The sequence below is a fragment of the Endozoicomonas sp. Z74 genome, from assembly GCF_057680865.1.
Window position 1 is genome coordinate 1 of the sequence record NZ_JBLYZI010000064.1, and the last position, 18,536, is coordinate 18,536.

The 18,536-nt window shown below is 52.5% G+C and carries 20 protein-coding genes; 15 read left to right on the forward strand and 5 right to left on the reverse strand.

The window, feature by feature from the left end; translation table 11 throughout:
* Nucleotides 1-163: 163 nt before the first annotated feature.
* Both ACNRUY_RS17050 and ACNRUY_RS17055 read right to left on the reverse strand, forming a co-directional pair.
* The gene (locus ACNRUY_RS17050) at nucleotides 164-1,357 is read right to left on the reverse strand and encodes a hypothetical protein (RefSeq protein WP_488112854.1); all 1,194 of its coding nucleotides are present in this window, start codon (nucleotides 1,355-1,357) and stop codon (nucleotides 164-166) included.
* A 148-nt stretch (nucleotides 1,358-1,505) separates the two neighbouring features.
* Nucleotides 1,506-2,891 (reverse strand): hypothetical protein, encoded by a 1,386-nt coding sequence (locus ACNRUY_RS17055; RefSeq protein ID WP_488112855.1) that lies wholly within the window; start codon nucleotides 2,889-2,891, stop codon nucleotides 1,506-1,508.
* A gap of 211 nt (nucleotides 2,892-3,102) precedes the next feature.
* Here ACNRUY_RS17055 and pip point away from each other — a divergent pair, with 211 nt between their 5' ends.
* Both pip and dtd read left to right on the forward strand, forming a co-directional pair.
* Nucleotides 3,103-4,056 carry a prolyl aminopeptidase gene (gene pip, locus ACNRUY_RS17060; protein ID WP_488112856.1) on the forward strand — a complete coding sequence of 318 codons (954 nt, stop codon included), beginning with the start codon at nucleotides 3,103-3,105 and terminating at the stop codon, nucleotides 4,054-4,056.
* A 178-nt stretch (nucleotides 4,057-4,234) separates the two neighbouring features.
* Nucleotides 4,235-4,672 carry a D-aminoacyl-tRNA deacylase gene (gene dtd, locus ACNRUY_RS17065; RefSeq protein ID WP_488112857.1) on the forward strand — a complete coding sequence of 146 codons (438 nt, stop codon included), beginning with the start codon at nucleotides 4,235-4,237 and terminating at the stop codon, nucleotides 4,670-4,672.
* 60 nt (nucleotides 4,673-4,732) lie between these two features.
* On the opposite strand, the gene argS is transcribed toward dtd, so the two are convergent.
* Nucleotides 4,733-6,475, reverse strand: a complete 1,743-nt coding sequence (argS, locus tag ACNRUY_RS17070; protein WP_488112858.1) for an arginine--tRNA ligase — start codon at nucleotides 6,473-6,475, stop codon at nucleotides 4,733-4,735.
* Between the two features lie 508 nt (nucleotides 6,476-6,983).
* Here argS and ACNRUY_RS17075 point away from each other — a divergent pair.
* From ACNRUY_RS17075 to hslU, 3 genes are all read left to right on the forward strand, one after another.
* On the forward strand, nucleotides 6,984-7,601 hold the full coding sequence (locus ACNRUY_RS17075) for an SPOR domain-containing protein (RefSeq protein WP_488112859.1): 618 nt from the start codon (nucleotides 6,984-6,986) through the stop codon (nucleotides 7,599-7,601).
* A 145-nt stretch (nucleotides 7,602-7,746) separates the two neighbouring features.
* Nucleotides 7,747-8,289 (forward strand): ATP-dependent protease subunit HslV, encoded by a 543-nt coding sequence (gene hslV / locus ACNRUY_RS17080; RefSeq protein ID WP_488112860.1) that lies wholly within the window; start codon nucleotides 7,747-7,749, stop codon nucleotides 8,287-8,289.
* A gap of 92 nt (nucleotides 8,290-8,381) precedes the next feature.
* On the forward strand, nucleotides 8,382-9,719 hold the full coding sequence (gene hslU, locus ACNRUY_RS17085; protein WP_488112861.1) for an ATP-dependent protease ATPase subunit HslU: 1,338 nt from the start codon (nucleotides 8,382-8,384) through the stop codon (nucleotides 9,717-9,719).
* Between the two features lie 230 nt (nucleotides 9,720-9,949).
* On the opposite strand, the gene ACNRUY_RS17090 is transcribed toward hslU, so the two are convergent.
* Nucleotides 9,950-11,119 carry a Wzz/FepE/Etk N-terminal domain-containing protein gene (locus tag ACNRUY_RS17090; RefSeq protein WP_488112862.1) on the reverse strand — a complete coding sequence of 390 codons (1,170 nt, stop codon included), beginning with the start codon at nucleotides 11,117-11,119 and terminating at the stop codon, nucleotides 9,950-9,952.
* Nucleotides 11,120-11,266: 147 nt separating this feature from the next.
* On the opposite strand from ACNRUY_RS17090, the gene ACNRUY_RS17095 reads away from it, so the two are divergent.
* On the forward strand, nucleotides 11,267-11,653 hold the full coding sequence (locus tag ACNRUY_RS17095) for a gamma-butyrobetaine hydroxylase family protein (protein ID WP_488112863.1): 387 nt from the start codon (nucleotides 11,267-11,269) through the stop codon (nucleotides 11,651-11,653).
* Nucleotides 11,654-11,771: 118 nt separating this feature from the next.
* On the opposite strand, the gene ACNRUY_RS17100 is transcribed toward ACNRUY_RS17095, so the two are convergent.
* A complete protein-coding gene (locus ACNRUY_RS17100) occupies nucleotides 11,772-12,182 on the reverse strand; it encodes an endonuclease domain-containing protein (protein ID WP_488112864.1) in 411 nt (136 codons plus the stop codon).
* A 197-nt stretch (nucleotides 12,183-12,379) separates the two neighbouring features.
* Between ACNRUY_RS17100 and ubiE the strand changes: the two genes are divergently transcribed.
* The 9 genes from ubiE (at nucleotide 12,380) to ACNRUY_RS17145 (ending at nucleotide 18,520) form a co-directional block, all read left to right on the forward strand.
* The gene (gene ubiE, locus ACNRUY_RS17105; protein ID WP_488112865.1) at nucleotides 12,380-13,159 is read left to right on the forward strand and encodes a bifunctional demethylmenaquinone methyltransferase/2-methoxy-6-polyprenyl-1,4-benzoquinol methylase UbiE; all 780 of its coding nucleotides are present in this window, start codon (nucleotides 12,380-12,382) and stop codon (nucleotides 13,157-13,159) included.
* Nucleotides 13,159-13,839 carry a ubiquinone biosynthesis accessory factor UbiJ gene (locus ACNRUY_RS17110; protein WP_488112866.1) on the forward strand — a complete coding sequence of 227 codons (681 nt, stop codon included), beginning with the start codon at nucleotides 13,159-13,161 and terminating at the stop codon, nucleotides 13,837-13,839. The genes ubiE and ACNRUY_RS17110 overlap by 1 nt, the downstream gene beginning before the upstream one ends.
* 89 nt (nucleotides 13,840-13,928) lie before the next feature.
* Complete coding sequence (ubiB, locus tag ACNRUY_RS17115) at nucleotides 13,929-15,557, forward strand: ubiquinone biosynthesis regulatory protein kinase UbiB (RefSeq protein ID WP_488112867.1); 1,629 nt, start codon at nucleotides 13,929-13,931, stop codon at nucleotides 15,555-15,557.
* Nucleotides 15,558-15,614: 57 nt separating this feature from the next.
* Nucleotides 15,615-16,019 (forward strand): phosphoribosyl-AMP cyclohydrolase, encoded by a 405-nt coding sequence (gene hisI, locus ACNRUY_RS17120; RefSeq protein ID WP_488112868.1) that lies wholly within the window; start codon nucleotides 15,615-15,617, stop codon nucleotides 16,017-16,019.
* A 41-nt stretch (nucleotides 16,020-16,060) separates the two neighbouring features.
* The gene (locus ACNRUY_RS17125) at nucleotides 16,061-16,393 is read left to right on the forward strand and encodes a phosphoribosyl-ATP diphosphatase (protein WP_488112869.1); all 333 of its coding nucleotides are present in this window, start codon (nucleotides 16,061-16,063) and stop codon (nucleotides 16,391-16,393) included.
* Nucleotides 16,394-16,560: 167 nt separating this feature from the next.
* A complete protein-coding gene (gene tatA, locus ACNRUY_RS17130; protein WP_488112870.1) occupies nucleotides 16,561-16,785 on the forward strand; it encodes a Sec-independent protein translocase subunit TatA in 225 nt (74 codons plus the stop codon).
* A gap of 125 nt (nucleotides 16,786-16,910) precedes the next feature.
* Entirely contained in the window at nucleotides 16,911-17,363 is a 453-nt protein-coding gene (gene tatB / locus ACNRUY_RS17135; protein ID WP_488112871.1) for a Sec-independent protein translocase protein TatB, read from the forward strand.
* A 1-nt stretch (nucleotide 17,364) separates the two neighbouring features.
* The gene (gene tatC / locus ACNRUY_RS17140; RefSeq protein WP_488112872.1) at nucleotides 17,365-18,126 is read left to right on the forward strand and encodes a twin-arginine translocase subunit TatC; all 762 of its coding nucleotides are present in this window, start codon (nucleotides 17,365-17,367) and stop codon (nucleotides 18,124-18,126) included.
* 106 nt (nucleotides 18,127-18,232) lie between these two features.
* Complete coding sequence (locus tag ACNRUY_RS17145; protein ID WP_488112873.1) at nucleotides 18,233-18,520, forward strand: hypothetical protein; 288 nt, start codon at nucleotides 18,233-18,235, stop codon at nucleotides 18,518-18,520.
* Nucleotides 18,521-18,536 lie beyond the last annotated feature (16 nt).

The following is an 18,536-nucleotide window of genomic DNA, read 5'->3' on the forward strand; positions in this document are numbered from 1 at the left end:
TGATTAGTATGAATCATAAGGGTTACCTTTTTACGATTTAGATTTCAGTGATTTCACCCTCTATCTAAATCGGTAACCCTTCCCTTTTTTGAAGAGGGAATTGTCAGATCAGATCTGAACTAATGCATATTAACTAATAGCCGTTCACTCTCACTCTTCATGGTTACCACGGGTCGTCCTGGTCGGAAGACTCCCAGCTTTTTCTTTCTGAATTGAGCAGCCAGTCCCAGGCATCAAGAACCCCCAGTAGGTCCAGGGAAAAATAAAGCAGGTTATAAGTGGTGTGAATCACATAACCGCCAAAAGAGATGACCTCGTCCGCAAGTTTGCCGCCAACCGTTAATACGTAATTTAAAAGGGGGATTCTGGCTGCCCGTGCCGTATTGGATACAGCATTTAATGGCCAGTATTGATAGCGGCCTTTGTAAAAGGGGTTCTCCTCGGGTTCTGGAGGCAGCCTATCGCTTTCCTCTTTCGGAGGGGAAGTCCTTTTTCTTGTGCCTTCTTGAGGTTCCCCCATGCCGGATAAGCCATCTGTTGTGTGTGGCGATTCCTGAATGGGGGAAAGTATACCCATTTGCTCTGGAGACCCGAGCAGAAGCATTCTCGGGTTGCCCAGATAGGAGGGGGTCATATGGGGTGCAATTGCATTTATCTGGTCGTCAATGTGGCCTGAATCTGGCGGGTTCGGGACCACTTTTTCAACCGTACCATCGGGTTTGTATAAGTTAGCGCTTAGTTCTCCTGATTTCCCGATCTGAAGAAGAAATAACTCCGTTTTGAATTTGCTGGATAGCTGCTGCCCGGTTCTTGCGTCATCGTAAACGGCGTCACCTTTTTCGTTCATGATTGTGTTTTTGGCGATCTGGTGGATCAGCCTGTTTCTTTTTGTTTCATCGGACAGGAAGTTGCTGATGTCAGGGGTTGTGCTCAAAGTGTTGGCCAGCTGATTGATTAGATCGGCTTTTTCCTGGGGCAGGATATCGCCACCTAAAAAGGTAAAATAGTGGCTTAAAACATCGGTGGTGTCTTTATTTAACCCTGACTCTCTAAGCATTAAATGTCTTAAATTTCTGGTTTCCGGGAGGGTTAAGTCGGCTAATAATTCAGCAAGATAATGGTGAAATGCTTCCAGGTGGTTCTGATACAGGGACTTTATGGCCAGAACCTTGGTGACGCGGCTTTTAGAGCTATCGGATGTAAATGGTGTTTGCTCTGTAATGGTCAGGTTGGCCAGGGTCCACTTTGCCTGTAGCTTTTGATAAGTATCCAGCGGTCTTGCTGTAGCATTCACTGCTTGAAGTAACAGGATGAACAAAAGAGCGTTAAAAGTGGTTGTAATCGGGCGACAGTCCATGTCGGGCTCCTTTTCTGGAATCTGTGCTCCTTTTGACGCTGTTGAATGGATTTGGTTCCCTTTTTCCAAGAAAGGCTGTTCATTTAGTCATTTTTTCATGGACAAAAGGGTGTTTGTCATGTTGATGGAGCCTATTTATTGAGAGCCATCAGCCTGGGTCATCAAAGCTTTCCAGTTGCCAGTTCCGGTGCTCAGGGTAAGGGGCGTCCATCGGTAAAGGGGGGGGCTTTTTGGGAATGCGTGGCTGGTCTCCCGGTGGCCCGTCCGGTATTTTTCCATCTCTCAGGTAGTAATACGCATCGACTAATGAAGCCGTGGTGATCTCCAGTGTTTTTGAGCTGGTGGAGATATACCACCACATTTTCGCAAGATCCCAGTAGGAATAGGGGGCTTTGTCGGTGGGTTCCCTGATGTTTTCTGACCACCCAAAGGGCGAATGGGGCTTGCCTGCCCTTTGCTTACTTCGTTCTCGACTTGTGCTTTTGGCTTTATCATTACCCCAGGTATGGCGAGGGGCTATCGGATCAACCAGAGGCTTTGTGTGTATTTCCTTTTCATAGTTGTTGTCCTTGTCGCTATTCTGTGTCTCGTCGTCATCAGGCTGTGTATCATCAACCAGAGGCTTTGTGTGTATGCCCTCTTCATAGTTGTCGCCCTTGTTATCGTTGTATTTCTTCTGCTCCCTGTTCTTGCTTCGGTCATCCCCGTTGTCTGACGATGTGCCATGGGCCGCGTTCAACAAAAAAGCGGCACCTTCCGGGGTCTCCAGAAAAACCAGCTTCCTGTCACGAGGGTCTTCCGGGTTCATCAGCCGGGTTGACCAGAACTGGGTGCCAGGCAGTAATTGTTCCGGGGAACTCTGGGCATTGGCTGTAAACAATGTGTAGGAGGCGTTCTTTTTCTTGTCTGTTTCAATGAGTCCGATCTCTATTCCCAAGTGGCGCGATAATAGATTGAGGATGACGTGTTTGTATCTTCTGGATAGACGGTTTCCTCCCACCTGAGGCGTTATGGTGACTGGATTTTTATCAAGAATACCTTCTGAGAGAGTGTAAATAACCCTGTCCCTGAATTCTGGCTGGGACTGAAAGGCCTTTAACACAGAGGTATTACTGATTAGCCAGTGGTACAGGGTGTCACGGTAAGCCGGTTGGTTTTGGATCAGTTGTATCTGGGCGAGCAGGGTTTCCTCCATGAAGTTTTCCAGTTTCATATGCTTCGAGAACAGTTTGAACAAGCCACTGTTGGCGGTATCCTTTGTTCGGGACAAGTGATCGGCTGCAAGGCGACAGAAATGCCGGGGGTACTGGATGTAAAACGCCAGGAGAACACTGTCTGTGGTGCACTGACTGGAGGTTCGCGTTAAGTTGCACTGGGCGGTAAAGGGTTTCAGGGTTCCCTGGTAAGTTTTGATCAGTACGCTCAAATCCGGGTGGCTGGACTGGAAAGCCTCCTGAAAACCAGCCATGGCAGAACCCATTGTTATCGCTGTCAGCAGGAGCACTGTGGCTGGTATCAGTGGGCGTTTGCTCATCTCTATTCCATGACCCCGGGTTAACTTCCAGGGTTGTTCTTATGGTTTGTTTTATAATCACCCCTTCGACCCGGGGGATGGGGGGAAGTTCAATCGTTGCGCGATTTTGTCAGGGGCGTGGGCTGAGCGGTGTAATCCTTTGCTGGCGCCCGTGAATAAGGGTAAGGTAGGGAAGTGACTGTTCTGGCGTTTTTTCCCGTAAGGATTATTCATGCTTACCCTGTATCCCGCCATCAAGCCCTATGCTACCCGGTTCCTGCAAACGGACTCTGTTCACCAGGTGTATGTTGAGGAGAGCGGCTCTCCTGACGGGATCCCGGTGCTTTTTGTTCATGGTGGACCAGGAGCCGGTTGCACGGAGAAAGACCGGTGCTTTTTTGATCCGGAAAAATACCGGATTATTCTGTTTGACCAGCGTGGCTGTGGACGCTCAAAACCCCATGCGGAATTGACGGACAACACCCCTGAGCAGCTGATTGAAGATATGGAAAGTATCCGCAAGGAGCTGGGTGTGGAGCAGTGGTTGCTGTTTGGTGGCTCCTGGGGCTCAACACTGGCTCTGCTTTATGCCCAGGCTCATTCGAAAAGCGTGCTTGGGCTGGTGCTAAGAGGTATTTTCCTTTCCCGACAGCAGGATTACCACTGGCTCTACCGAGAGGGAGCCAGCCGGGTCTTTCCAGATCAGTGGCAGCACTTCCTTGAGCTTATTCCGGAGAATGAACAGGATAACCTGCTGGAGGCTTATTACGGCCGGTTGTTCGGAGATAACGAGCTGGCACGGATGAATGCGGCCAAACACTGGTCTCTTTGGGAGGGGAATATTGCCACCCTCAGGCCGAATCAGGAGTTGGTGGATCACTTTGCTGACCCCCACCTGGCCCTCTCCCTTTCACGTATTGAATGCCACTTCTTCAGGCATCAATGTTTTTTGAAGGATAATCAGATCCTGGCCAACATGAACCGGATAGCCGGTATTCCCGGTGTGATTGTCCATGGGCGCTACGATATGATCTGTCCTCTGGATAATGCCCAGGCGCTGGCCGATCACTGGCCGGAGGTGGATCTCCAGATCATCCGCGAGGCGGGCCATGCCTCTTGCGAGCCCGGCACTGTGGATGCCCTGGTTCGCGCAACGGATCGATTTGCCCGTAAGCTGGCTTCCTGAGGATTTGGTCGGGAATAATAGTGTCGGGGCAACCGCATCTTCTCCCTCACCCCGGCCCTCTCCCAAAGGGAGAGGGGGAACGGAGTTTTATTGATAGAAGGGATAAAATCAACCTTATTGCCCTCCTCTCCCACAGGGAGAGGAGGGCAGTGTTGCTACCAATTAAGGAGTAGAGGGAATGAAGGGGCTGATTCAGCGTGTTCAGCACGCCAGTGTAGTGGTTGATGGAAAAACCGTTGGGGAAATAGAATCCGGCATTTTGTTGCTGCTGGGGGTGGAAAGGGGTGACGACCAGGCCAGGGCTGACAAACTGCTGGAAAAGGTTCTGAAATACCGTATTTTCAGTGATGACCAGGGCAGGATGAACCTGGGTCTGAAAGAGACTGGAGGAGGACTTCTGGTGGTGTCTCAGTTTACCCTGGTGGCCGATACCCGTAAAGGGTTACGGCCAGGCTTCAGTTCCGGCGCTTCTCCGGAGCATGGCGAAAAAATGTATAACTACTTTGTTGATCGGGCTCGCAAAGCACACTTGGATGTGGCGACTGGTGAGTTTGGTGCCCATATGGAAGTGGCTCTTCTGAATGATGGACCAGTGACGTTTATGCTGGAAACCTGACTGACACCTGTCTTTCACCCCTTTATCAATTCAGCGGATGAAAGACAGGTGTTGTCCAGATTACATCTGGTCGACGGTTTCCAGGCCCAGCAGTCCAAGCCCGATCTTCAGGGTTCGGGCGGTCTGGGAACAGATTTGTAGACGACTGGCGCGCAGGGCTTCTGAAACCCCTTCCTTATTGACCGGGCAGGCTTCGTAAAACTTCATAAAGGCCCCGGAAATATCGTAAAGGTAGGCGCACAGCAGATGTGGCATACCTTCTCTGGCTACGGAATCAATGGTTTCACTGAAGCGGCAAAGTTTCAGGGCCAGTTCCTTTTCCTCATTGCTTTCAATAAGGATCTCACCGTTCAGGTCAGACTCATTAACCCCGGCCTTGCGGAAGATGCTCATGATCCGGGTATAGGCATAGAGAAGGTAAGGGGCGGTGTTGCCCTCAAACGCCAGCATATTATCCCAGTCAAATACGTAGTCACTGGTGCGGTTCTTGGACAGGTCGGCGTATTTAACGGAGCCAATGGCCACGGCCTTGATGACATTGACCTTCTGCTCTTCAGTCAGGTCGGTTGACTTGCTGGCGATCAGGGCAGCGGCTCGCTCTTCAGCCTCATCCAGCAGGTCCGCCAGTTTGATGGTGCCTCCGGAGCGGGTTTTGAAGGGTTTGCCATCTTTCCCCAGCATCATGCCAAAGGCGTGGTGCTCCAGCTGGGCATGCTCTGAAGCAAAGTCTGCTTTTCGGGCAATGGTGAAAATCTGTTCAAAATGCTGGCCCTGTCGGGCATCGACGTAGTAAAGCACCCGGTCAGCATTCAGGGTGTGGCACCGGTGCCGCAATGCAGCCAGGTCGGTGGTTGAATAGAGGAAGCCGCCACCGGATTTCTCAACAATCACCCCCATGGGGTCGCCTTCCTTGTTTTTGAACTCCTCCAGGAAGACCACCTTGGCGCCGTCGTCTTCACTCAGCAGTCCCTTCTCGTCCAGCAGCCGGATGATGACCGGGAGGCTGTCGTTGTAGGCGCTTTCGCCCATGACATCCGCCTGGGTCAGGGAGACATTCAGACGGTCATAGGTTTCCTGGTTGTGGGACAGGGTAATGTCCACCAGTTTTTTCCAGAGCTTCAGGCAGTATTCATCGCCCGCCTGGAGCCGGACCACGTAGCTTCGGGCACGGGTGGCAAAATCAGCGTCTTCATCAAAGTGCCTTTTGGCTTCCCGGTAGAACGTTTCCAGGTCGGACAGCTCCATGCCCATGGCTTCCTGGCTTTCTTTTTCCAGCTCTTCCAGGTGGGCGATCAGCATACCAAACTGTGTGCCCCAGTCGCCCAGATGGTTTTGGCGAACCACTTTGTGGCCAAGAAACTCCAGGGTTCTGGCGGAGGAGTCTCCAATAATGGTGGAGCGCAGGTGCCCTACGTGCATCTCTTTGGCCACGTTGGGAGCCGAATAATCCACAACGACGGTCTGTTTTTTATCGGCCAGGGCAACACCGGCCCTGTCATCTTTGACTGCTGAATTGAGGTTTCTGGCCAGCCAGTCTGAGTCAAGGTGAATGTTGATGAACCCCGGGCCGGCGATCTCTGTTTTGCTGGCAATGCCATCCAGGTCCAGCTGATCCAGGACCTGCTGAGCCAGTTCGCGGGGGTTTAACCCCATTTTTTTGGCGGCGGCCATAACGGCGTTACACTGGTAATCGCCAAAGTTGGCCCGGGCACTGGCACGGACCATGGCAGGGGTGCCCTCGGGGGCACCGGCGGCCATAAGCGCTTTGATGACTCTGTCTTCAAGCAGCTTGAGAATGTTCATGCATGAGTCCTTGGTCTGAAACTCGCTGTAAAAATGTCGTTAACCGTCAGCTCTCTGGCTGATCAAATAATGTGCTGAGTGGCGGCTGCTCTTTTCATGGATTGCCTGACTGCCTGAAAGGGCTGGTCAGTCGAAGGCTGAAGGCCTTTTGGCAGCTGGCAGAACGTGCTTTCATCAACGGGTGTGCCTGTTTTCTATCCAGTCACCCTCATCGGCGCAGGAAAGCTTCCTGTGGTGCGGCGAGCTGGCAGGCAGTAAGGATAGTCCGGGTGGAAAACCGGCAGGCAGGTTGTTGTTTCAAGCTATGATTTTTCATGGGTGAATGCTATCGAAAAAGAGGGGCCTGCTCAATAGATGTATTGGTTCTGCCGGGCTGAGCGAGCTTGTTCATTTCCTGAAGGGTTCATACAGGGTGTGGGGTTAACCGGAATTTTGCTGCTTGACCCGCTACGGGTGTTGGCGGTGATAATAGGCCCCAATGACGATTCGCTTTTGGTAATACAGTGAGATGACATCCAGATCAACGACCAGTAAAAGGGGAGCCAGCAAGTCTTCCGGTTCCAGAAACAAGGTCTCAGCCGGTCTCCCCGGTTGGGTATGGTTGCTGGCGGGGCTGGCGATTGGCTTTTTCGGGGCATTTCTTGCCGGGCTGACCCCGTCGGCGGTGGATGTAAGAACGGTTGCGGATAAGGCTTCGGAAGCGTCCCCGGATAAGTCAGAAAAAAGCAGTCAGCCGGTATTTGATTTTTATACCCTGTTGCCTGAGTCAGAGGTAACACTTCCCATGGCTGAACCGTCTTCCCGCCCTGCTCCGGAAAAGCAGGCTGACCGTTCAGGGGCAAAAGATAAAAAGGGAGATACAAAGGGCAGTGATTCCCTGAGTGGGGCGCCCAGGAAGTATCTGCTTCAGGCAGGGTCGTTCAGAAATGCCCAGGATGCGGATCGTCTGAGAGCCCAGCTGCTGCTTCAGGGGCTGGATCCCAGGGTTGAAAAAGTGAATGTAGGCAGCGGTGAAACCTGGCACAGGGTTCAGCTGGGACCGTTTATGGATCGCTCTTCTCTGCATAACGCCCAGCAGGTGCTGGCCAGTCAGAACATCGACAGCCTGCTTTTGCAGTTGAAATAACGGTTTTCCTTCTTTTTTCAAAAGCGTATAAATAAACGCGGCCCGCCCTGCTTCAGTTTTTTCCCGGGGCGGGCTTGATTATTGATATCCCCCCCCAATATTAGATTCCATCCATCCATTTGATTGATTCTTTAAGGAGCGAACCTTGGAACAATATCGTGGCACAACGATTCTGTCCGTCCGCCGTGGTGGCAGTGTAGTGATTGGTGGCGATGGCCAGGTTTCGCTGGGCGACGCCGTCATCAAAGGTAACGCCCATAAAGTCCGTCGCTTATACCATGGTAAGGTGATTGCCGGATTTGCCGGTGGCACTGCGGATGCTTTTACCCTGTTTGAGCGTTTTGAAGCCCAGCTGGAAAAGCATCAGGGGCGCCTGGTCAAGTCTGCTGTGGAGCTGGCCAAAGAGTGGCGGACGGAAAGAAGTCTGCAGAAGCTGGAGGCCATGTTGATTGTGGCGGACGCCAGCGCGTCCCTGATCATTACCGGGAATGGTGATGTGATGGAGACAGAAGATGGCATTCTGGCCATTGGTTCCGGTGGCTTCTATGCCCAGTCAGCCGCCAAGGCCCTGTATCAGAACACAGAAATGGGCGCACGGGATATTGTCGAAAAAAGTCTGACGATTGCCGCCGACGTCTGTGTGTACACCAACCAGAATCAGGTGATTGAAGAGCTGGCTGGTGCCTGAGGGGGATTCGAAACGGCTTTTGCCGTATAGAGCCCTCAGCCATAAAAAGCCCCGGCCTTTTTTGTTGCCGCCCATTTAAATGAGTTTCAGATATGTCTGATATGACGCCCCGCGAAATCGTCCATGAACTGGACAAACATATTATTGGTCAGGATGACGCCAAGCGTGCCGTGGCCATCGCCCTGCGCAACCGCTGGCGGAGAATGCAGCTCAGTGAAGGGCTGCGTAATGAAATCAGCCCGAAAAATATCCTGATGATCGGCCCTACCGGTGTTGGTAAGACTGAGATTGCCCGTCGGCTGGCAAAGCTGGCCAATGCACCGTTTATCAAGGTGGAAGCCACCAAGTTCACCGAAGTCGGGTATGTGGGCCGTGATGTTGAGTCCATTGTCCGTGACCTGATGGACGCTGCCGTAAAAATGCTCCGTGAAATGGAAATGGAGCGGGTTCGTCACAAAGCCCTGGATGCCGCAGAAGAGCGCATCCTGGATGCTTTGTTGCCACCTCCCAGAAATTTTGGGGAAGAATCCCAGCCCCAGGATAACTCAACCCGTCAGGTGTTCCGCAAGAAATTGCGGGAAGGGGACCTGGATGACAAGGAGATCGAAATCGATGTCCGTGAAGCGGCCATGGGGGTTGAGATTATGGCGCCTCCTGGTATGGAAGAGATGACCAGCCAGCTTCAGAGCATGTTCTCCAATCTGAACACCGGCAAGTCCAAAAACCGCAAGCTGAAGGTGAAGGATGCCATGAAGCTGGTTCAGGACGAAGAAGCGGTCAAGCTGATCAATGAAGATGAGCTGAAGTCCAAAGCGGTGGATGCCGTGGAGCAGAATGGTATTGTCTTTATTGACGAGATCGACAAAGTGGCCAAACGTTCCAGCGGTGCCAGTGCTGATGTTTCCCGTGAAGGCGTCCAGAGGGATCTGCTGCCTCTGATTGAGGGATGCACGGTGTCCACCAAATATGGCATGGTGAAGACCGACCATATTCTGTTTATTGCCTCCGGTGCTTTCCATCTGGCCAAGCCGTCTGACCTGATTCCGGAGTTGCAGGGGCGTCTGCCCATCCGGGTAGAGCTTAAGGCGCTGTCCTCTGATGACTTTATGCGCATCCTGACCGAACCGGATGCCTCACTGACTGAGCAGTATCAGGCACTGATGGCAACGGAGTCCCTGAACATTGAGTTTGCCGGGGATGCCATTCGTCGCATCGCTGAAGTGTCCTGGCAGGTGAATGAGCGCACTGAGAATATTGGTGCCCGTCGTTTGCACACGGTGATGGAGCGGTTGCTGGAAGAAGTGTCCTACAGTGCTGCTGATCTGGCCAGCAGTCAGGAAGGGGCTCCCCTGACCATTGATGCCGCTTATGTGGACCAGCATCTGGGTGAGCTGGTTCAGGATGAAGATTTGAGTCGTTATATTCTGTAAGGCTTTCACGCCTTTTTCCTCACCCTAATCCCTTAACCCCTCACCCCAACCCTCTCCCAAAGGGAGAGGGGTAGGTTGGAGTTGAATGGAAGATCGGCGCTTTTTCTCCCTTTTCCCCCTGGGAGGGGGTAGGTCGGGATTGAAAGGAATAAGGGGCTCTTTTCTCCCTCTCCCCCTGGGAGAGGGCCGGGGTGAGGGCATTAGGGAAAGCCCAAAGGGAGGTTGGTACTTTACGAAGCAGTTGTTGTGCTTCGAGCAGGTTCATCCAGCTTTACTTCCTGGTAGGCGACTTCCTGATAAGCTTTTCTTCGATTGCTCAAGGAGATCTGCATCAGGGCAATAAATACTCCGATCATGCCCCCCAGAATAAAACCGATCACCGCCATTTTGGCTTTCTGGGGTGTTTTGGGATGCAGAGGTAGCGTTGCGGGTTGTTCAATGTTGACCGGACTGATGTTCGAGTAATCAATGGTCAATGCCTGCAGTGCTTTTATTTCCAGCACTTTATCCGTTACCTCGCTAATGTAAGGTTTCTCCGGGGTGCTTGCTGTGTCATCCGTTGAATAAAAGGCATATTGTTCCTGAATGCTCTTCAGCTGATTTATTCGGGCTTCCAGCTGTACCGGGGAGATTAAAGCTGTGGCTAACGCATTTTCGTTCGGAAATAGAGTGGAAAGATTCGTGCCACTCTGTATCCGGGCGAGGGCAAGGTGATCCTGCAGTTCTTTTACTCTTGTTTGTGTCTCTGCGATAAAGCGAGCCTCCAGCTGGCGGACTTCTCTTTTCAGTGCGGCCAGTCTCAGATTTCTCAGTGCAGTATGGTTGGTTTCAAGGTCCTGAATAACCGCATTGGCTGCCAGTGGGATCAGGTCTTCGTTGATGGCTTTGGCAGCGGCTGTTGCAGTGTCCGCTGTTAATTCAATGGTTATCCGGGGAGTATTGGCTCTCTTGTCGGAATGAATGGAGATGATGCTCTTTGCCTGTTCCGGATTGTTATCCGGGAGCAGGTTGTTGGATTCAAGGGCTTTATGCTGTATAGCAGGGTTGGTTAACTGCTTTTCGAACTGTTTGAAGACGGCTTCCGACTGGAGGGTGATGGGTTCCCGTGACTCAGGTTGGTTATTTTGAGAAACACTGCTTGTGGCCCATAATCCGCTGTTGTCATCCGGATATATGTTTATCAGGTTAAGATTGGGCTGGTAAAATTGCCCCTGATTGCTGTGGGAGATAATGGCTCTGGATACGTAGCTTTCAGGCAGCAGGAAGCCGATGCCAATAGCGGTCATGGTTGCTAACAGGGTGCAGAGAATAATGATGGTTTTTTTCTGATAGAGCCGGATGACCAGTTCGAACAGGTCAATCTCCTGGTCAGCAATATGTGGGGGAAGGGGACGATCCATGTTATACGCCTCCAGGGCTGTTTATTTTCAGGTTACAGCAGTTCTTTTGGGGAGCACAAGCGGGGCAATCGCTCCTGACAAAAGTTGCCGGGGTCCGATAGAATATAGGCCAGATTGATCGAGAGACGTTTTCGTCCAAAGAGTTTCATGAAAACAGTGAATGAAAAGCCGGTTCCTTCAGCCCTTAATCTTCATAAACGCTCAAAAGAGCTGGGCATTCAGTTTGGTGACCAGAACTTTCGTCTTCCCGCTGAGTTTCTCCGGGTGTTGAGCCCCTCGGCGGAAGTCAGGGGGCACGGTAAGCCAGTACTTCAGGCTGGCAAATTGAATGTGGGCATTGATGGCATTGAGATGGTGGGGAATTACGCCATCAAGTTGTTGTTTGATGATGGGCATGACAGCGGTATCTATGACTGGGGTTATCTGCATGATTTGTGCATCAACCAGAACCGCCACTGGGAGGAGTACCTGCGGCAACTTCATGAGGCCGGGGCCAGTCGAGACCCTGATGCTACTGTGGTCAGGCTGGTATAGGTTCCCCTCACCCCGGCCCTCTCCCAAGGGGAGAGGGGGGAAGGTAGTCCTCTTCCCGTTGAACTCCGATCTACCCCCTCTCCCTCTGGGAGAGGGTTGGGGTGAGGGTTGAGGGTGGCTACTTCAGGTGACGGGCAATCTCTGCCAGCACTGCTTCTGTCTGCTGCAATACATCGTGATTCCAGAACCGAAGTACTGTGAACCCCTGGTTTTCGAGCCAGCGGGTTCTTTCCAGATCCTTGCCTTTCTGTTGCTGGTGATGCCCACCGTCCAATTCTATGATCAGGCTGTGGGAGAGGCAGACGAAGTCCGCTATAAAAGGGCCCACAGGGTGTTGCCTGCGAAATTTTCGCTCTAGTAGTCTTGAGCCTCTCAGGTAATACCACAGGTGCTGTTCAGCGTCTGTACTGTTGCTTCTTAGAGCCCTGGCGTGGCGGGTTAATGTCATTCTGATCGGCGTCGGTGTTGTTTGATTGGAAGGACAGGTATAGCTCTTTTTTTTCAGGGTTGTTTCTCTTAATGCCCTCACCCCGCCCCTCTCCCAAAGGGAGAGGGGGAAGGTAGTCCTTCACTACGGCACTCTCGCCTGAAGAGAGATCGAATAAAAAGCACTTCCTCCCATTAAACTCCAATCTACTCCCTCTCCCTTTGGGAGAGGGTTGGGGTGAGGGCGTTTTGCCATTACAATAGCCACCCTGAAAAGATTGAAGAAGGCCGGGAAGGGTCATGACAGACAGTGGCAAGCGCAGTGGCAATCAGGAAGGTGACGGTACTACCCACTTTGGCTATCGGGATGTGCCCCGCAAGGAAAAAGAAGGCCTGGTTGCGGGTGTGTTTCATTCGGTAGCCAGTAGCTACGATGTGATGAATGACCTGATGTCCATGGGGGTTCATCGGATCTGGAAGCGTTTCACCATCGAGTTGTCCGCCGTCAGGCCCGGTCAGTCGGTGCTCGACATTGCCGGGGGGACGGGTGATCTGGCACGGCAGTTTTCCCGCAGGGTCGGCGACAAAGGCTGTGTGGTGCTGGCGGACATCAACGACTCCATGTTGAAAGTGGGGCGGGATAAGCTGCTGGACAACGGTGTGGTGGGCAATGTGGAGTTTGTCCAAGCCAATGCCGAGTGCCTCCCTTTTCCAGACAATACCTTTGACTGCATTACCATCTCTTTTGGTTTGCGCAATGTCACCGATAAGGACGCAGCCCTGCGTTCCATGTGTCGTGTCCTGAAACCAGGGGGGCGGCTTCTGGTTCTCGAATTTTCCAAAACCCACCACCCGCTGCTGACCAAAGCCTATGATGCCTACTCATTCCGGCTGCTGCCGATGATGGGCAAGCTGGTGGCCGGTGACTCTGAGAGTTACAAATACCTGGCAGAAAGCATTCGGATGCACCCTGATCAGGAGACTCTGGAAGCCATGATGCAGGAGGCCGGTTTTGTGAATACGGCCTACCACAACATGACTGGGGGGATTGTTGCCCTGCATAAGGGAGTCAAGCCCTGATGGCTGCCCATGACCCTGTTATAAAGACTGGATTACTGATGGCTATTGAGCGGCAGGTTAATGCACTGTTGTCGCTCGATCCCGTGGTTTTCAAGCGGCTATCCGCCTACGCAGGGAAAGTGATCAGGGTCCAGGTGACTTCGCCTGACATGGAATGCTTCATCCACCTGGAAAGGGACGGCCTGCGGCTGGCCAGTGTCTTTGAAGAAGAGTGTGATGCTGTGTTCAAGGGTTCAGGTGTGTCCCTTGCTTCCCTGGTTGTTCAACGGCCAGTGAACTTTGAAGACGCATCAGGGGTTGAGGTGTCCGGCTGCTCTCAGTTACTCAATGAGCTTGAGGCTACCCACAATCTGGTTGAACTGGATTGGGAGCCTGTTCTGTGCCGCGTCTTTGGGGACCTGGGCGGGCATTTTATTGTCCGGGGGCTTCGCTTTGCGGGTCGGCAGGTCCAGCAGGGGCGGCAGCTTATGGTGGATAATGCAGGAGGTTTTATTCAGGAAGAGCTGCAGATGGCACCCTCCCGGCCGGAAGTGGATGCGTTTGGGGATGAGTTGAGCCAGCTGGTTGACTCGGTTGGCTGTTTGGAAAGTCGGGTAGAAGGGCTGCTGAGAGGCCCGGCTGGCCAGAGCATGGATGCGCCGCTCACGGTAAAAAATGCGTTTGATAAAAATTCGGACTGAGGCCGGGAGTGTGCTTTCCTGTCTTGATTATTTTCACTTTCATTGCTCTATTTTATGCCTCGACTTGTGTCGAGGCTTTGGTCTAAAGAGTGTCAAGGCGTCTTGAGCCGGGGGAACTGCTGTTGATCCGTCTGTTGAAAATTGTTGCTGCTGTTGCCCGCAACCGGCTGGATGACCTGATTGACAGCGAACGTGCGCCTTTCTGGCTACGCGGTTTGCTGCGACTGCTTCCATGGCGTTATTGCATACGAAACCACGCTCCCCGCGGGGAGCGTATTCGTTTATCCCTGGAGGCCCTGGGGCCGATTTTTATCAAGTTTGGCCAGATTTTATCCACCCGCCGGGACCTGTTGCCCGATGATATCAGTGATGAACTGTCCCGGCTTCAGGATAAGGTGCCTCCGTTTCCCGGGGAAGAAGCAGTGGCCATCATTGAGGCCAGTCTGGGCAGTGATGTAGATACCCTGTTTGCCCATTTTGACCGTGAACCCCTGGCTTCTGCGTCGGTGGCCCAGGTTCACAGTGCCCGCCTTCATACGGGTGAGGAGGTGGTGGTCAAGGTGATCCGCCCGGGCATCGACCGGGTGATCCGCAAGGATATCCGGCTGATGTACCTGTTTGCCCGCATGATTCGTTCTTTATCCCGGGAGGCAAAGCGGTTGAGGCCGGTAGAGGTGGTTGCGGACTATGAACGCACCATTCTTGATGAGCTTGACCTGCTTCGGGAAGCGGCCAACTGCTCCCAGTTAAGGCGAAACTTTCTGTCATCCCCCTTGCTGTTTGTCCCCCAGGTGTATTGGGATTATTGCCGTCCAAGGGTGATGGTGATGGAGCGTATCTATGGCATTCCGGTTTCTGATATTGCTGAGCTGAAAGCTCAGAATGTGGATATGAAGAAACTGGCCGAGAGAGGAGTGGAAATCTTTTTTACTCAGGTGTTCCGGGATCGTTTTTTTCATGGGGATATGCATCCTGGCAATATATTTATTGATGCCAGTAACCCCGGTGAGCCCCGTTATATTGGTATAGACTGCGGTATTATCGGGACACTGGAGCCGGAAGATCAGCGCTATCTTGCCAGTAATCTGCTGGCCTTTTTCCGCCGGGATTATCGTAAGGTGGCTCAGTTGCATGTGGACTCGGGCTGGGTTCCCCGGGATACCCCGGTGGGAGAGCTGGAGGCGGCCATCAGAACCGTTTGTGAGCCCATCTTTGAAAAGCCCCTGAAAGACATTTCCTTTGGCCAGTTGCTGGTGCGTCTGTTTCAAGTTGCACGACGGTTTAATATGGAGGTTCAGCCCCAGCTGGTGCTGTTGGAAAAAACCCTGTTGAATGTTGAGGGGCTTGGGCGGCAGCTGTATCCGGATCTGGATCTCTGGGCCACTGCCCAACCTTTTCTAGAGCGCTGGATCAAGGATCAGGTCAGCCCAAAGGCCATCGCCTGCTCAATCAAAGAACACAGTGCCGACTGGATTCTCAGTGCTCCGGTGGTTGCCCAGAAAGTGGTGGCCAACCTAAAGCAGTTAACGCTTCAGCAGGAGCAGCTGTTTCAGCAGCAGGTCAGGGCAGAGCAGCGTCGCCGTGCTCAGGGGCGGTTAGGTCTGGTGATGCTGGCGGCCGGGGCCGGTTTTCTGGCGGCTTCGGGAGTCCTTGCCCTGGAGGCTCCCACAGTGGGCCTGCTGATGGTCGCGACCGGTGGCTGGTTATTGCTGCGCTAAGAAGAAAATGCCGAGGTGTTTTCACGATAAGATAAACAGGGGAAGGGGAGGAAAACCATGAGTGCGACGGACTGGCTTGATGACGTGAAATGGAATGATGACGGTCTGGTTGCCGCGATCGCCCAGGATGTGGAAACCGGAAAGGTGCTGATGCAAGCCTGGATGAACCGGGAGTCACTGGCGCTGTCGATTCAGGAGCAGGTGGCGATTTACTGGTCCCGTTCCCGCAATCAGTTGTGGCGTAAAGGTGAATCTTCGGGTCATACCCAGAAACTGGTTGAGTGTCGTCTGGACTGTGACGGGGATGCCTTGTTGCTGGTGGTTGAGCAGCAGGGGGGGATAGCCTGTCATACTGGACGACAGTCCTGTTTTTATCGGCGTTTGGATTCCTCCGATGGTGGTGTGTGGCAAACCGAAGAACCGGTACTGAAAGACCCTGAATCGATTTATGGAGATCGGTAGGGGGGCTCTCTCCTGTGGTAAATCATCTTACGGGTTAAAACGTGAACGATATAATTAAACAGTTGACCGAAGTGTTGAGCCATCGCCGTCAGGCAGATCCGGATTCCTCTTATGTGGCCAGGCTGCATAATGAAGGCCTGGACCGGATCCTGAAAAAAGTGGGAGAGGAGTCGGCGGAGACCCTGATTGCTGCCAAAGGGACTGAATCCGGTGGCAGTAAAGAGGCGGTGGTTTATGAAACCGCCGATCTCTGGTTTCACACCATGGTGATGTTGTCGCACCTTGATCTGGAACCAGCCGACGTACTTAAGGAGCTGGAAAGGCGATTCGGTCTTTCAGGCATTGAGGAAAAGGCATCCCGCCCGTCTTCATAATCGTATTGAACGACGGGGCGTTGATCAGAGGCTGCCTTTGAAAGAATGTGGCACTGTCGTCATTTCCATTGGAAAACCCTGATGAGTCCGTGGTGGTTCATGGGGTAAGATAGTCGTCAGACGTTTATTGATGAATTGGCTTCCGGCTGGAGCTGAAGGAGAGAAAAATGGGATTTGGTGGCATCAGTATCTGGCAATTGCTGATTATATTGCTGATTGTGGTCATGCTTTTTGGAACCAAAAAGCTGCGGGGCATGGGTTCTGATCTGGGAGGCGCGGTCAAGGGGTTTAAAAAAGCGCTGAACTCTGAGGAAGAGAAGCCTGCCGTTTCCGATGAAACCCGTCCGCTGGAGTCCGATCTGGACAAGGCGAGCAAAAGTAAGCAGCACTGATCACAACCAATAGGGGATGGCGTTCAGATCCTGCCGGTTTCACCTGGCAGGCTTTGTTCTGTTTCAGCACTTTGGGTGAGTGAGAAGGTGTGAGGGTGTGAAGATAAAAGCTGTGAGAATTCGCTGTGCTTGATATCGGGTTTACAGAGTTATTGCTGGTCGCTGTGATTGCTCTTGTGGTTCTGGGCCCTGAGAGGTTGCCCCAGGCCATCAGGACTACCGCCTACTGGGTGGGCAAGATCCGCCGGAGTTTCCAGTCGGTCAAGGAAGAGCTGGAAAAGGAAATTGATGCGGATGGGATCAAGCGTCAACTGCACAATGAAGCGGTTATGAAAGAGCTTAACAGGACCCGGGAACAGTTTCAGAGCCAAATCAACGATCTGAAGCAGTCAGTGGGGGCTGATGCTTCCGGCCTCCAAGAGGGTCTGGATTCATCAGAAGAGCCTTTAGCCCATAGAGAGCCTTCAGCCCGGAAAGAGCCAGTGGGTGAAGAGGCTACTGGCCGTTCTGCTGAAGAGCTGCAACAGCCCGGTGACAGGGTGGGCCACGAACCGTCTTCCATTAAGGACAAGCTGTAATATGTCTGACCAATCCCAGCCCCCCGAAAAGGATCAAGAGCAGCCTCTCGTACAGCACCTGCTTGAGCTGCGCAGTCGTCTGCTGAGAAGCCTGGTGGTTGTTCTGGTGGTGTTCGCCGGACTGTTTTATTTTGCCAACGATATCTATCTGTATATCTCAGAGCCGCTGAGGGCCAGTCTGCCAGAGGGCAGCACCATGATTGCCACCGAGGTGGCTTCGCCTTTTCTGGCGCCTTTCAAGCTGACCATCGTTCTGTCACTGTTCATTGCCATCCCTTTTATACTGCATCAGGCTTGGGCGTTTATCTCACCGGGGCTCTACCGTCATGAAAAGGTGGTGGCTATCCCCCTGTTGATCGCCAGTATTATGCTGTTTTATCTGGGCATCGCTTTTGCGTATTACGTGGTGTTTCCGCTGATTTTCTCCTTTTTTACCTCGGTTGGCCCCGAGTCGGTGACGGTCATGACGGATATTAACAGTTATCTGGATTTCATCCTTAAGCTGTTTTTTGCCTTTGGCCTGGCGTTTGAAATTCCGGTAGCGACGGTGTTGCTGGTCTGGTCCGGCGTAACCACAGTGGAAAACCTGTCCAAAAAGCGGCCTTATGTGGTGGTGGGGTGTTTTGTGATCGGTATGTTTATGACGCCTCCGGATATTATCTCCCAGTCCCTTCTGGCGGTTCCCATGTGGATGCTGTTTGAGTGCGGTATTCTGTTTTCCAGGCTGGTGAAAAGTCGGAAAGTGCCTCAGGAAGAACTTTGATCCTCTGTATGGCAGGTTTTATCCGCCTCTTCAGCAGCCCTGGTTAAGGTTGGCTATGGTTTAGAGCAATGCATTTTGCTGGTTATGACCCTTTCAGGGAGGAAGTATGTCATATTCCCGTTCTGATAAAGACCTTCTTTCCCCTTCGGCTGCGTCTTCTTCCCCATTCATGGTTCCCATTAAGGTGGTTTCGGCCGGGCTTGTATGGTTATGCTCTGACCCTGAAATGAAGGGGTTGAGGGAAGTGCTTGCAGGCCAGTTTGATGATGTTGATGAGTTGAGAGCAGCAATACAGGCGATTCGACCAGGGCTTTCCGAAAAGACCCTGAAAACCGTAATGGATGAAATTGACCGTATTGTGGATGATTATCGCAGAGGGATCACTCTCTGCTAGTGTTGTTGTTTTCCAG